This is a genomic window from Arthrobacter sp. R4-81 (genome assembly GCF_054792365.1).
In genome coordinates, this window is record NZ_CP096445.1 from 3305696 (window position 1) to 3318553 (window position 12858).

The window sequence follows — 12858 nt, forward strand, 5'->3', positions numbered from 1 at the left end:
CACGGAGGAACAATGGCACTGAGTGCTTCCACTACCCTGCCGCACAACGTTGAGCTCGTAGCAGCTGTTTTCGTCAATGAGGAATTCCAGCGCCATACCAGCGAACTGGTCGGCGGGACCCTGGAATCCTTTACGGTTGACGGCGACGTCGCCGGCTCGTTCAGCACCACTTCCGTCCGGACGTTGCCCACCACCCGCCTGCCGGAAATTGCCCGTAAGTTCGTGGGCGACACGCTGAAGGTGACACAGCTGGAAACCTGGGAGGCCCCTGCCGCTGACGGCTCCCGTCAGAGCAACATCAGCCTCAAGATCGCCGGCGCTCCCCTCGACGTCACCGCCGTGCAGCGGCTGGTTGCCGACGGCGGCAGCACGCGCGTTGAGCTCGAAGGCAACGTCACCTCCTCGGTCCCATTCCTCGGCGGAAAAATCGCCGATGCAGCTGAGCCCATGGTGGGGAAGGCCCTCAACATCCAGTCCCAGCAGGCACAGGCCTGGCTGGAAAGTCACTGATCCCGTGCAACTGCCGGTACTGCTGTCAGTTGTCCTGATCATTTCGGGCGTGTGGTCCCTGGCCGTCTGGCCTCAGTTCCTGCGCCGGGTGATGAAAGACCCACGGGCACGCGATGAGGCGGGGAATGCCACCAAATTCCTCACAGTCCACATTGTGCTGGTGACTGTCTCCATGGTCCTCGGAGCCGCCACCGCCGCGATTGGAATTGCTGCGCTGGTATAGCCGGCAACAAGAACAACAGAAATGCGCCTGCCCCGATTGGGCCAGGCGCATTTTTGTTGAGGCGTCCGTGCAAACTTCGTTTACAATCCTTTGTCCGGAAGTTGGGTCCGGGAAGTAGTGGTGGCCCGACTTATGAGGCCTGGTTGAGGGCGTCCTCGGCTGCAACCCAGGAAATCATGGCGCACTTGACCCGGGCGGCGTAACGGGCCACACCCTCGAATGCGGCTGCGTCGCCAAGGATTTCCGGATCCGCGTGGACCTTGCCCCGCGATCTGAGGACTTCCCTGAACGCCCCGATCGTCTCGTGAAGCTCATCAACGGTCATCCCCTCCGCCATTTCGCTGAGTACAGAGGCGGAGGCCATCGAAATGGAACAGCCTTCGCCTTCCCAGGAAATTTGGGCCACCTTCCCGTGATCGACGGCGACGCGGAGAGTTACTTCATCGCCGCAGACGGGGTTCAACTGGTGCGATTGCCCCGTTGATGCACCCTGAGGCGCTGCGGTGGCGGAAAGTCCGCTGCCGTACCTGGTCTTCGAGTGATCAAGAATGATCTGCTGGTAAAGCTGGTCGAGGCTCATGTTCAGTACCTTCGGTGGTCCGGTGATCAGACACGGAAATAGGAGCGAACCCCGGAGACGGCGTCCAGAAATTGATCAATGTCGTCTGTGGTGTTGTAGAGGTAGGCGCTCGCCCGGGTTGTTGCAGTAAGGCCAAGGCGCCGGTGGAGCGGCTGGGCACAGTGGTGACCGACGCGGACGGCGATGCCGCGTGAGTCCAGAAACTGGCCGACGTCGTGCGCGTGTACTCCGGCTACGTCAAAAGCGGCCAGACCGATTCGTTCCACCCCTGCCGCCGGACCCAATACCCGGACCCCTTCGATCCGCTCAAGCCCCGCCACCATCCGTTGACCGAGCTCAGATTCCCACCGGTGCACCCGGTCAAGACCCGTTTCGCTGAGGTAGTTGACGGCCGTGGCGAGGGCGACAGCTTGCGAGATGCGCTGAGTACCTGCTTCAAACCGCTGTGGCGCGGGCAGGTATTCCGCACGTTCCATCGTCACCGTGGTGATCATGGAACCGCCCGTGAGGAACGGCGGCAATGTGTCCAGGAGTTCCTGCTTCCCGTACAGCACGCCGATGCCTGTGGGGGCGAGCATCTTGTGGCCGGAGAAGACTGCGAAATCGACGTCGAGGGTTTTGACGTCCAGGGCCAGGTGTGGCGCTGACTGGCAGGCGTCCAGCACCACGAGGGCGCCCTGCTTCCTGGCCATGGCAACCAGGTTCTGAACCGGATTGATGCTGCCAAGGACGTTTGAGGCATGCGTGAAGGCCAGCAGCCGGGTGCGTTCCCCGATGAGCTCTGCGGCCTGCTCCAGGTCCAGGGTTCCGGAATTGTCAACCGGGATGTACCGCAGAGTTGCCCCGGTCCTGAAGGCGAGTTCCTGCCAGGGGATGAGGTTGGCGTGGTGTTCCATCTCGGTGACAACGATTTCGTCCCCCGGACCCACGCCCAGGTCATTCAGCCGCCTGTCCCCCCGGCCTTGGGCTGCCCAAAGTGCAGCGTTGGAAAGCGCATAACTGATCAGGTTCAGGCCCTCGGTGGCATTGGAGGTCCACACCGTTTCCTCATAGTTGGCACCGATGAAATCGGCGACTGTCTGGCGGGCATCCTCGAAAGCATCCGTTGCCTCAACCGCCAGGTGGTGGGCGCCGCGGTGGACGGCGGCATTGCGCTGTTCGTAGAACTCCTGCTCGGCCTCAATCACGCTGAGCGGGTTCTGCGATGTAGCCCCGGAATCCAGGTAGATCAGTGGCTGGCCGTTGACCGTTTGGGAAAGGGCTGGAAAGTCATTTCTGATCCGCAGGACCTCCGCGTTGTCCATCGCCGGAACAGCGTGCTCCAGCGTGGTCGGCGTTGTTACTACAGCCATGAAACTCCTTGCAGTGTCAATTAGAAGACACTCAATTGTCCCATAGCGACTGTCCCATAGCGCCGCTGCCGGGCTACTGGCGCCAGGAGGGGATTGTGCCGGTCAGCTCGGCCAGCCTTTGGTCATAGGGAACAAAGTGCTCCATGAGGCGGTCCCTCACCCGGCGATCCAGCTGTTCGCCGGGTTGCTCGTTCCACGGACGCACAGTCTCCGGTTGCCACAATGGCAGGCCCAGCCAGCGCTGGATGCCTTCAAACTCCTCATGCGGCGAGGCAAAGAACCTGTCGGCATCCACCACCCGCAACCGGTCCGGCCCCAGCAGCCGGTGGATCCGCTCCACTTGCTCGGCGTACTGGCTCCGTCCCAGATAAGCATGGTGGCGATGCTCGTAACTCTGGTACAGGGGATCCTCCAGCATACGCTCCACCTCGCCCTGCAGCCGTTTCGGTTCGAGTTCCAGCGCCCGCTCAAACGTCTCGGTTTCAAAACCCCTATTGAACTCGTGCCGGTAAGCGGAATAAGTGCGGTTGACCGGGTTCCGCACCATCATCAGCAGTTTCACGGCCGGCATATCCTGGGCAAGCCGTTCGATCGCCAGTGGGTGGAATGAGTAATATCCGCTGCTCTCAAACGTGATCTTTTGGCCATGCGTATCGCCTGCTCCGAGCGCTGCCAGCGGAAAATGTCCGCGATACCAGCTATGCCCGCGATGGTAGTTCAGGTCAAAATAGCCCACACCTTTGGACGCCGTTGGACGGATCACGCCCGGATGGTCGGAAAGCAGGCGGTACAGAGTGGTGGTCCCGCTGCGCTGGGTTCCAACGATTATCAGGGAAGGCATCATGCGGAGCCCCGCGGTTACGGTGCCGGCTGCTTCGGCTGCAGCCCTGGCAGCATCGGCGATTCCGCTCGGGAGGTGACCGCTCGCCCAGTGGGACAAATCCCGAAAAGTATTAGTGGACATGCGCTGCCTTCTCCCCTTGGCTTGTTACCAGTTCCAGTGCTTCCAGCATGAGCCTGCTCTTGGTGCTGATGGCTTCTCCGCCTTCACCCTGCGCGCCCAGCAGATAGCGCAATGAAATCGCAGCCAGGTAGGCCCCAAGTACTGCATGTGTTCCGCGCGCCTGCCGGTGCAGGATCCGGAAGCCCGGGGCGCCCAGCTCCAGTCCTTCAAGGATGGCGGCCAGTGTGGTGCCGGCCCGGCGGAGATGCAGGTTGAGCGGATAGTGCAACTGGTCCAGCCCCACCGGGACACCTTCGTCAAAGCGTTCCCAGTCCCACAACTGCAGCCTGCCGCGACGCCTGGCCATGTTCCAGGGGGTGAAGTCCCCGTGCCATGCTCCGACGCGCAATATCTGGTCCGGAAAAGCCGTTTCCAGCCTGTCCAGGCACTGGCCAAAACGAAGGCGGACCGGGCCATCAGTCAATTGCAGGTATTGGGTCCGCAGGCCCACCCACAAGGGTGTTTGACCGAGCGGTAAATCCTCGTAGGGAAAGGCCTCATTCAGCTCCAGCAATGCACGTTCCCGGAGCCCTGCAAAGCGGGGTCCCCGGGCTGCCGGGACGGTGTTCAGGGCGGACATCACCAGCACGGTCATGGAACGCCACGAACCGAAACTGATCAGAGCCGGCAGTTCCAGCGTGGAAAAATCCTTTGCGGAGAGCAGTGCGAGGTTCTTGGCTTCCCGGCTGACATGGCTCGAGGCTGTTGCAGTATCGCCGACTTTGACGAAGGCGAGGCTTCTGCCTTTCGAATCGAAAACCTGCAGCACCGGTTTACGGTTGGCTCTCGCAGGTCCGATGCTCAAGCTGACCGACACCGGCTCGCCCAGGACGCCCTCCAGATACCCGAGAATGCTGCTGTCCCCTGCTTCGCCCTGCTGAAACCCGCCCAGCTGCGCCTGGTCCAACGGCACAGTGTCTGACGGCGCACTGTCCAACTGCACCCTGTCCGGCAGAAGGGCCCGTCCTGCTCCAACGCCAAGGGCTGAAGCCAGAACCAGCCGCTGCACCGTCTCGGAAAGGGAAATTGCGGCGCTGTAGCGATGAAGTGCTGAGGAGGCGGCGCGGGCATTGCTGACTGGAATGAGGATTCGGGGAGCGCGTGTGTGCGGCACCACCCAAAACCCTTCCCCGTTCGTAACCTCAGTGGTGGGGTTGTACGGGCTACGGGCCGATATCACCCTCCCGGTTGATCCGGGCCACAGGTCACTCAGCGTTGCCAGCAAGGGTTTCATAGTGTCAGTTGGTTCCACTGATCCCCCATCTGACCGCCCGGGGCGGTCGCCTTTCGTCGTCGGATCCCTGGCGGGGTGGCCGGCAGTTCTTCCGCAGGAAATTAGAAGCTGTCTGATCCGCCCTGGGCTTGTCGCTGGAGAAATGCCTCAATGACTCCGGAAATGAACAAGGAGTCCTTGGAGCGCATCTTGTACGTGGACAACCTGTTGTTCTGGATCATCGACACGAATTCAGCAATCGCGTAACGCAGTCCGTCTCCAGCAAAGGGAAAATGGAACGTCTGATCGCGGCTGGGGTCAGGAAACCGGACAAAGATGTCAGTTGTCTGCCACCATGGACCCGGGACGTAGATGGTGCCGCGGGTACCGGTAACCGTCAAATGCCCCTCGCTCTCCACTCCGAGGCCCACCGTGATGGAAGAGATTGACGAATCGAAGCGCAGGTTGATCCGGCTGAATTCGTCCACTCCATCGTCAGGATGAGGGTAGGTGGCAGCCTGCATATCCTGAAGCTGCGAATCAATGATTTTTGAAATGGCCAGCAGCGGCGTGCTTGCCAATCGCGACACGCTGCCGTCAAAAGGAGCATTCGCCCGCAAACCCTGTGTCAGCCTTGTGTAGGTGGCATCGACACACTTGACCGTTCCCACCAAGCCACTCCGGGCGAGCGCAACGAGCCGGATGAATCCAGGACAATATGCCGTCCTGATCTCTTCCAGAAGAACTTTGCCGCGCTCTGTTGCAAGAGCGTACAGCTCCGCCGTTTCCTTCTGGCTCAGCGTCAGGGGACTCTCGCACATCACATGGACGCCGCTTTCAAGAGCCTGCTTTACCTGATGGTAGTGAGACCGGGCAGGACTTGCTATGAACACTGCATCCACCGAGGCGAGGAAATCGTCGGAGTCCGAGAAGTGGTTTTGAATAGAGTTACTCTTGGCAAAGTCCCGGGCGATGGCTGCATTCGGGTTGAAGACCGATTCAATCTCCAGGCCACTGACCTTGAGGGCCTCGTCCGTGAACCAGTTCGTTGCGCTCCCCGTGCCGGAAATCCCTAATCGGACGATGCCCAGCTTCTCGGCACGTAACTGGGTGCTGGAAACGCCGGCCGTCCGCTCGAGATAGACCACTTTGCAGAAATCGTTGAGGTAGTCGAACTTCCCCAGCCAGTCGGAACCGATAGCGAAGATCTCAGCACCATGTTGCTGGATGTCATTGATCTTCTGGCCCTCATAGTCTTCGATGATCACCTCGTCCGCCAGGCCGGTTGCCTGCACATTGGCAATCCGGGTCATCATGCTGTCACGGACGTTGAGCTTGCCACGGGTTTCGTCGTAAGAGCTGGTGGTAATCCCGACTATCAGGTAGTCACCGAGTGCTTTGGCCCGGCGCAGCAGCCTGAGGTGACCCTCATGCAACATGTCGAAGGTTCCATAAGTAATCACTTTCACAGGTGCTTCAGTGGTGTTCATCAGCTGTATTCCCCTCGATTGGCTGTGGTCTTCCGTGACATCCAAGGCCCCTTCGGTCTATAGGTTCCGGCTCACGCTCACGACGTACATTTCAGCGAGTCCCTGGCTGTCTGCAGTGAGGCCTGTGCTTCCTGGGACGCTTTGTCGGCTTCAGCGGTTATGCCTGCATCGTGGGCGGACAATGCCGAGCTCCACTGCCGGCGTACATCAGAGAGCACCTGCATCACTGGTTCGTACTGCTGATCCGAACTGGCGAGCGAACCCACCATGCCCTCCAGATTGTCCAGTCCGACCAAAAGCATCCGATACCCCGTGGGCCCCACACTCTTCGCTGTCTCCTGGTACTCGGTCAGGGAGGACTCCAACGACGTGCAGTCGTTGACCGCTACTGAAGGCACGTCTACCGTGACATCCAATGGAACGTTGGCCGGTGGTGGATTGTCCGGCTGCTGCTCAGGTAGCGGCGCCTGTACCGGCGCTTCAAGCGCTTGTCCCGGCGCTTCAGGCGCCTGCGCAGGTGGCGCTGGTGCTGCGGCATCCGACGTCGCCATCGGTCCCGGAACCAGAATTTCCGGTGACGTGGCCGTGGAGGGACTCTCAGTCGCCGAAATTCCGGCAGGAGACTCCTGCGCAACAACAGCTTCCGTGGGGCCCTGGGAGCCTGCCCAGATGATTCCGCCGATGGCCGCCGCTGCAACGGCACCCATCACTATCCGATACTTGCGAAACACGTCGTTCCTCCCTGCCTTGACTTTTGCCGGGAGCACGTCAGGCTCCCGGTTGGAGCACGACGGACCACATGGCTACCTTGGTGGAAGCCAGCCCGGCCGTCGCCGCCACGCCTCCGGTAGTTCCTGCCCCGACGGGCCCTGTGTCGCTCAGGGCGGAGTTGATTGCGCCTCCGCCGCTTCCGACAGTGGTGGAACGCATAATCTGCGGGGCAGTCACCGTCCAGGTGTCGCTGGCGCTGATCTTTTCGGCCCAGTAGGACACCAGGGTGCTGCCTGCACTTGGGGCCTGCACTTGCGGTGTTGTGTGCTTGGTGGTTCCCGACACGTCAACCTCGGAGGCCTGTGCGACCAGCCAGTTGGGGCCCGTAACCCCTTGGTACACCACCAGCTGCAGGGCCGTCTTGGACAGCAAGGATATTGGCACCGTCACCGTCTTGCCGGCGTCTCCGGTCTGTACGCGCCTGGCCCAGAGGAAGGACTGGATGGTGGCCTGGGACTTCGATCCCACCACCTGCCATCCGGTGATTCCGGTGGGGCTGGAAACTGTCCCGTCGGTGTTGTTCACCGTTGCGAAAAGCAGCATGGCGTCTCCGACCTGGGCGGAAGCCGGAACCGCGACGGCGGGGGCGGTGCTGTTGGTGTTCGACTGCGACGCCGCCCTGAAGGTCACCGACCCGGCCGTTGTCTGGCCAGGAACGGTCACCTGCTGTGCTTTGCTGTTGGTGGCACCGGCGTTATCCGTGACTGTCAAGGTGATGGTGTAGGTTCCGGCAGTTGCGTAGGTGTGCGACGCCGTCGCGCCCGTTGCAGTTCCGCCGTTACCGAATGCCCAGGCATGGGACGCCACCGTACCGTCCGGATCAGTTGAGCCGCTTCCGTTCACATTGACGGTGAAGTTCGAAACGGCTGCCGTGAAGGACGCCACCGGCGGCTGGTTCGCAGCCGTGACTGTCACACTCTTTGATACCGAATGAGTGGCACCGGTGTTGTCGGTGACCTTGAGCGTTACCGTGTAGGTTCCGGCCGCGGCATAGGTGCGCGACGCCGTCGCGCCCGTAGCGGTACCGCCGTCACCAAACGTCCAGGCGTGCGAGGCGATGCTGCCGTCAGGGTCAGACGAGCCGGAGCCGTCAACGGTAAGTTTCAAACCAGCTGAGGTCGAAGTGAAGCTGGCGTTTGGTGCCTGGTTCACGGGAGGAGGCGGTGCCGCTTTGTCCCCCGCATACATAAACGCTTCGGTAGCAGCCCAGCTCTTCCCGTCGACCGTGGGGCCGGAGACGGTGGCTGGTGTCCCGCCGGCCACTGCCGTGTTGGCGTTCCATGCCCAGCGCTTCAGCGTCCCGGTGGAGTCAGCAACATAGAGGCTGTCGCCGTGCAGCATCAGCGATCTGGTGCCTGCCCATAGCGGGCCTGCCACATTAGTCGGTGCCACGAAGCGTACGGCACCAATAATGTTGATCTCAGTGCTGAAGTAACGGTAGAAGAGCCGCGAATCACCGCTCAGGGTGTAGTACAGCCGTGACGTGGCGGCATCGTAGAACATTCCGGTGATCTTGGCGACGTCAACCGGGAAATCTGTCAGGCCGCGCTGATCGACAATAGTTGCCGTGCCGAAGGTGGTCCCGTCGAACGACTGGACCCGGAATGTTCCGTCTGTCCGGCCGCTGTACAGCTTCTTGTCAATCATGAACGTGCCGCGCATTGAGCCGAACGGCTGGCTGGTGGCCATCACGGAGGAAGCCGTAACTGCCGTACCGCTGAAACTCCGCTTGATGAGGGAGGTGGACGGCAGCGCATTACCGGTGTCGTCGGTAGCTGCACCGGCCAGGTAGACGGTTCCCGGGAGGATGCCCGGATAGTCAGGGAGCAGCGGCGTCCCGCCCGCGACCGGCATGAAAGCCAAGCGGCCGTGATACTGGAAATTCGAGATGCGGTCGGTGTCACTGCCGATCCAAAGGCCGGTGTCGGTGGCCACAAAGCTGTAGACGCCGTAGCCGCGGGTGCGGCCGGGGTTCCACGCTAGCGGCAGGCCGTTCCGGACGTCGACGGCGGCAAGCCCCATCCGCTCCACTGCCCCGGGGCCGACCCTGTCCGCAGCGAACGGATTATTGAGCCAGCGTTGATGGCCGCCAAGGTAAACGGTTGTTTGCGTGACGGCTACGCGGGTCAGCGTATCGCCGCCGGTATAGTCAACCCAAGTGGGCTTGATGTCCGCACCGCTGGCTCCTGTCTCAAACCTGGCCGCGGTGTCGCAGAGAGTGTCGGCGTAGTACGAGCCGGTGGTGACGATGACGAAGTACTTCCCGTCAGGTGAGATATCTACGTCCCTCATATAGCTGTCAAACACCAGATTGCAGGTGGGGGCATAGCCCTCGGTGGACCAGTTGGCGAGCGATGTCGGTGACGTGGTGAGATCAGCAACCAGAACCTGTTTGCGGGACTGGCCATTGGCCATGGTGAAGTTGCCGATGCCCACCATCCGCGTTCCATCAGGGGTGATGTCCATGCGGGACATCTGCAGCGCCCCCTTCCGGGGAACGCTGATGTTGAGGGAGACGTTGGGAGCCAGGGCTCCGGTGGTGGGATTCACCGCAGCGAACAGTGACCGGGCACTCTCCCCCGCCTTCATGAAGCGTCCGGCGAGGTACAAGAGGCCGTTCCGCAGGCGGATCTGGTTCACGCGTCCGTCAAAGGCAGGAGGCGCAAATGATGTGTCGCGCTGCCCTGTGAAGACATTGATCTTGGCAAGCCCGCGGGCCGTTGCCCCATTCACGGTGTTGAACGAGCCGGCGATCCACACATGCTTTCCATCGCCCACGGCGAGGACGTCCATTATCTCACCGCTGACAGCCACGTTGAGGGAGGTGATGGTGTTGGCGCTGGTAAAGGCGAAGATGTGCGTGCGGGCTATTTCCGTGGTGCTGGAATCGTTTCGGACCCTGGTGAAGTTTCCGGTGGCCACCGTCAGATCGCCCACCTGGGCGAAGCCGGCCACGTAGCCATCCAGTACGTGCGGAGTTCCCCGCTTGGCGTTCGCGCTGACCACCACATTCTGGGTTCCCGGCTGGACGGCCGCAGCTGGTGATGGCGGGACCAAAGCCAGGAAGCCTGCACACAAGGCAGCCGCTACCACTGACCACAGCGCAACCAGCCAACGCGGCGTTTCGGAACGGCCGTAGAGCAGTCCGGGCTGGTTTGTGATGGGCCGGTGCACGTTTCCTACTTTCCGTAGCCCTAGCTGCTAGGACTTCCTTGCCAAGTTTCAACGTGGCGTCCTTAAAGACGGCACACGCACACGAAGTATCTGAAGTATTGACCCCTTGCCCAAGCCGGGAAAACAGGTAGTTGGCGGCACTTCGCGGGCATCAAAACAGGTAGTTTCCACGGTGTTTGCGCCGCACGCACGTGACTAGAGTCGGTCTCAACGCGTTGCACTGCGGCATTGACTGCGGCATGCAGGTCTCGGGTCGTACACGTTAGGGGAATACGCCCATGGCAACAACAGCTGAGCATTCGGCTCGGACGGCAACTGCTCCGCTTCCGGGCGGCCAGGTCCTGCCGTCCAAGCACAATGCCTGGCCGTTGGTTGTTCTGCTGGCCGGATTTCCGCTGTGGTGGGTTCTCGGACTCAGCGCCCTGCTGCCCTTGGTTTTAGCTGTGCCTATGCTGATCCAGTTACTGCGCAATGGCCGTATCCGCGTACCGCGCGGCACCGGCTGGTGGTTCCTGTTCCTGCTCTGGGTAGTCGTCAGTGTTGTCGCACTCTGGGCTGATGCCCCCGGCGGCGTTCCTGGTGGAGGTGGCGCCGAGCGCCTCATGGTGTTTTTTTACCGCCTCGCCTGGTACGGAACCTGCACCATCGCATTCCTCTGGATCGGAAACGCCCGTGAGGAGGATGCCTCAACCCGCCGAGTAACCGGCTTGCTCGGTTGGATGTTCGTTTTCACTGTGGCCGGCGGCGTTCTTGGCATGCTCGCACCAAAATTCGAGCTGACCTCACTTGTAGAGATTCTCCTGCCAAAGTCCCTCACTTCGAACAGCTTCATTCATCCTCTGGTGCATCCGGCCGCAGCAAACCTGACCACCTTCCTTGGCCGGGAAGAGTACCGGCCCATTGCACCCTTTGAATTTGCCAACTCGTGGGGCAGCAACTTTTCCATCTACCTGCCCTTCTTCCTCATGACCTGGTTCGGCAGGGCGCCAGCCTGGAAGCGGCTCCTGGCCCCGATCATCCTGGTGGTGGCAGCGTTCCCGGTGGTCCATTCGATGAACCGTGGCCTGTGGGTTTCCCTGGGCGTGGGGGCAGGCGCCCTGATCGTTTACCTGATTGCAAAGCGGCGGATACGCTCGCTCGTCGCCAGCCTCGTGGCGCTCGGAATTGGCGCCGCCATATTTGTCGGAAGCCCCTTGGGAGCACTTTCAGCAGAGAGGCTGGAAAACGCCCACAGCAACGAACGCCGTACAGAGCTGCTCATCGAAACAGTAACCAGCACCGTCGAAGGATCGCCAATACTTGGATTTGGCAGCACTCGGGATGTGAAGGGAAGCTTTTCCTCGATCGCTGGTGGTGGAAGGCCTGACTGCGATGGCTGCCAGGTTCCCCCGCTCGGAACGCAAGGTCACATCTGGCTGGTTATATTCTCGCAGGGCCTGGTGGGCATGTGCTTCTTCCTGCTTTTCTTTATTTCCCGCTTCCTGGCACACTGGCGCTCGCGAACACCGCTTGAATTTGCGGCGACAGCCATTTTGTTATTTTTCGCCATCCAGATGTTCGTCTATGACACCCTGGGCATGCCGTTCTTCACTATCATGCTGACTCTCGGACTGGTTTGGCGCCAACGGATGTCCGCCGGCGCCAGTAACGATGTACGCCTGCTGGGCAATTTCACCCGGAATGGTCGCCGCTACCTTCCTGTGCTGCTGATAGGGACCCTGGCCGGCACTGCCGCCGGCGCCGCCGTCGCTGCTTCCCGGCCTACCGCCCATGAGGCCTCCGTGACGTTGCTGCTGGCGCCCTCGCCGGTCTACCTGACCTTTGAGGGCACAGAGGACCCCCGGTCCGGCCGCATGACGATCGATACGGAGGCTGCGCTGGTATTGTCCCAAAGCAGTATTGATCCCGTGGCCAAGGCAGAGGGGATCAATGATCCGGAAACCCTTCGATCCCGCGTCGGCATTTCAGCCGTAAGGAATTCGCAGGTACTCACGCTGAGCTACTCGGGGACATCCGACGAGCAGGCAACAAGAACTGTCACCTCGTTGGCCGAGGCCTATCTCGCCGTGCGTAGTGAGGGTCTAAAACAGCGCCGGGAGCAGGTACTGCTGGCCCTGCGTGATCGCCTTGCGCGGCTGCAGGCCTCCATCCCCTTGTCGACACCCCTGTCCCCGGACAGCCGGGTCGGGTCGACATATGCGTCGGAAGTTTCCGCCAATATACGGGCAGCCGTGGTCAGCCTTTCGGCTACGTCGACTGTGGCGGGCGAAATCATCCGCGCCCCTCGGACACAGACCCTTCGAGGACAGCCTGAGGTAGACATCGCCTCCGGTGCATTGTTGGGGTTTTTGGCGGCAGCCGCACTATCAGTTGCGATCGCTTTTGTCCGCTCCTTCAGGAGCGGGATGGACGGCCGACGTCGGTGGCTGACCAACAGACGCAAAGAACCCGGGCCTCTCATCCAGGGATATGCCGGCCCTGCCGGATGGGAAGGGGAAAAGCCATTAAACCCCTGACCACGCCTCCCGCCACTATCGCCGCG

Annotated in this window: 10 protein-coding genes; 3 read left to right on the forward strand and 7 right to left on the reverse strand. The window is 61.3% G+C overall.

What is annotated here, in order from left to right; genetic code table 11:
- The first annotated feature begins 12 nt into the window (after positions 1-12).
- The gene (locus tag M1E05_RS15290) at positions 13-510 is read left to right on the forward strand and encodes a DUF2505 domain-containing protein (RefSeq protein ID WP_461163439.1); all 498 of its coding nucleotides are present in this window, start codon (positions 13-15) and stop codon (positions 508-510) included.
- 4 nt (positions 511-514) lie between these two features.
- Entirely contained in the window at positions 515-733 is a 219-nt protein-coding gene (locus M1E05_RS15295) for an SCO4848 family membrane protein (RefSeq protein ID WP_461163440.1), read from the forward strand.
- Between the two features lie 130 nt (positions 734-863).
- Here the strand turns inward: M1E05_RS15295 and sufU are convergent, their stop codons facing one another.
- From sufU to M1E05_RS15330, 7 genes are all read right to left on the reverse strand, one after another.
- Positions 864-1313, reverse strand: a complete 450-nt coding sequence (gene sufU / locus M1E05_RS15300) for a Fe-S cluster assembly sulfur transfer protein SufU (protein WP_461163441.1) — start codon at positions 1311-1313, stop codon at positions 864-866.
- A gap of 26 nt (positions 1314-1339) precedes the next feature.
- The gene (locus M1E05_RS15305) at positions 1340-2665 is read right to left on the reverse strand and encodes an aminotransferase class V-fold PLP-dependent enzyme (protein WP_461163442.1); all 1326 of its coding nucleotides are present in this window, start codon (positions 2663-2665) and stop codon (positions 1340-1342) included.
- Between the two features lie 73 nt (positions 2666-2738).
- Positions 2739-3629, reverse strand: coding sequence for a sulfotransferase family protein (locus M1E05_RS15310; protein ID WP_461163443.1), 891 nt, complete (start codon positions 3627-3629; stop codon positions 2739-2741).
- Positions 3619-4920: a hypothetical protein gene (locus M1E05_RS15315; RefSeq protein ID WP_461163444.1), complete on the reverse strand. Its 1302-nt coding sequence runs from the start codon at positions 4918-4920 to the stop codon at positions 3619-3621. Before M1E05_RS15315 ends, M1E05_RS15310 begins: the two co-directional genes overlap by 11 nt.
- A gap of 83 nt (positions 4921-5003) precedes the next feature.
- Entirely contained in the window at positions 5004-6371 is a 1368-nt protein-coding gene (locus tag M1E05_RS15320) for a Gfo/Idh/MocA family oxidoreductase (protein WP_461163445.1), read from the reverse strand.
- Between the two features lie 77 nt (positions 6372-6448).
- A complete protein-coding gene (locus M1E05_RS15325) occupies positions 6449-7102 on the reverse strand; it encodes a hypothetical protein (protein ID WP_461163446.1) in 654 nt (217 codons plus the stop codon).
- A 37-nt stretch (positions 7103-7139) separates the two neighbouring features.
- Positions 7140-10316, reverse strand: coding sequence for a PKD domain-containing protein (locus tag M1E05_RS15330; RefSeq protein WP_461163447.1), 3177 nt, complete (start codon positions 10314-10316; stop codon positions 7140-7142).
- A gap of 278 nt (positions 10317-10594) precedes the next feature.
- On the opposite strand from M1E05_RS15330, the gene M1E05_RS15335 reads away from it, so the two are divergent.
- Entirely contained in the window at positions 10595-12832 is a 2238-nt protein-coding gene (locus tag M1E05_RS15335; protein WP_461163448.1) for an O-antigen ligase family protein, read from the forward strand.
- Positions 12833-12858 lie beyond the last annotated feature (26 nt).

What these genes read in the sequence shown, in the direction of transcription:
- M1E05_RS15290 (WP_461163439.1), top strand. Translation starts at nt 13, where the DNA reads ATGGCACTGAGTGCTTCCACTACCCTGCCGCACAACGTTGAGCTCGTA.
- sufU (WP_461163441.1), bottom strand. Translation starts at nt 1,313, where the DNA reads ATGAGCCTCGACCAGCTTTACCAGCAGATCATTCTTGATCACTCGAAG.
- M1E05_RS15305 (WP_461163442.1), bottom strand. Translation starts at nt 2,665, where the DNA reads ATGGCTGTAGTAACAACGCCGACCACGCTGGAGCACGCTGTTCCGGCG.
- M1E05_RS15310 (WP_461163443.1), bottom strand. Translation starts at nt 3,629, where the DNA reads ATGTCCACTAATACTTTTCGGGATTTGTCCCACTGGGCGAGCGGTCAC.
- M1E05_RS15320 (WP_461163445.1), bottom strand. Translation starts at nt 6,371, where the DNA reads ATGAACACCACTGAAGCACCTGTGAAAGTGATTACTTATGGAACCTTC.
- M1E05_RS15335 (WP_461163448.1), top strand. Translation starts at nt 10,595, where the DNA reads ATGGCAACAACAGCTGAGCATTCGGCTCGGACGGCAACTGCTCCGCTT.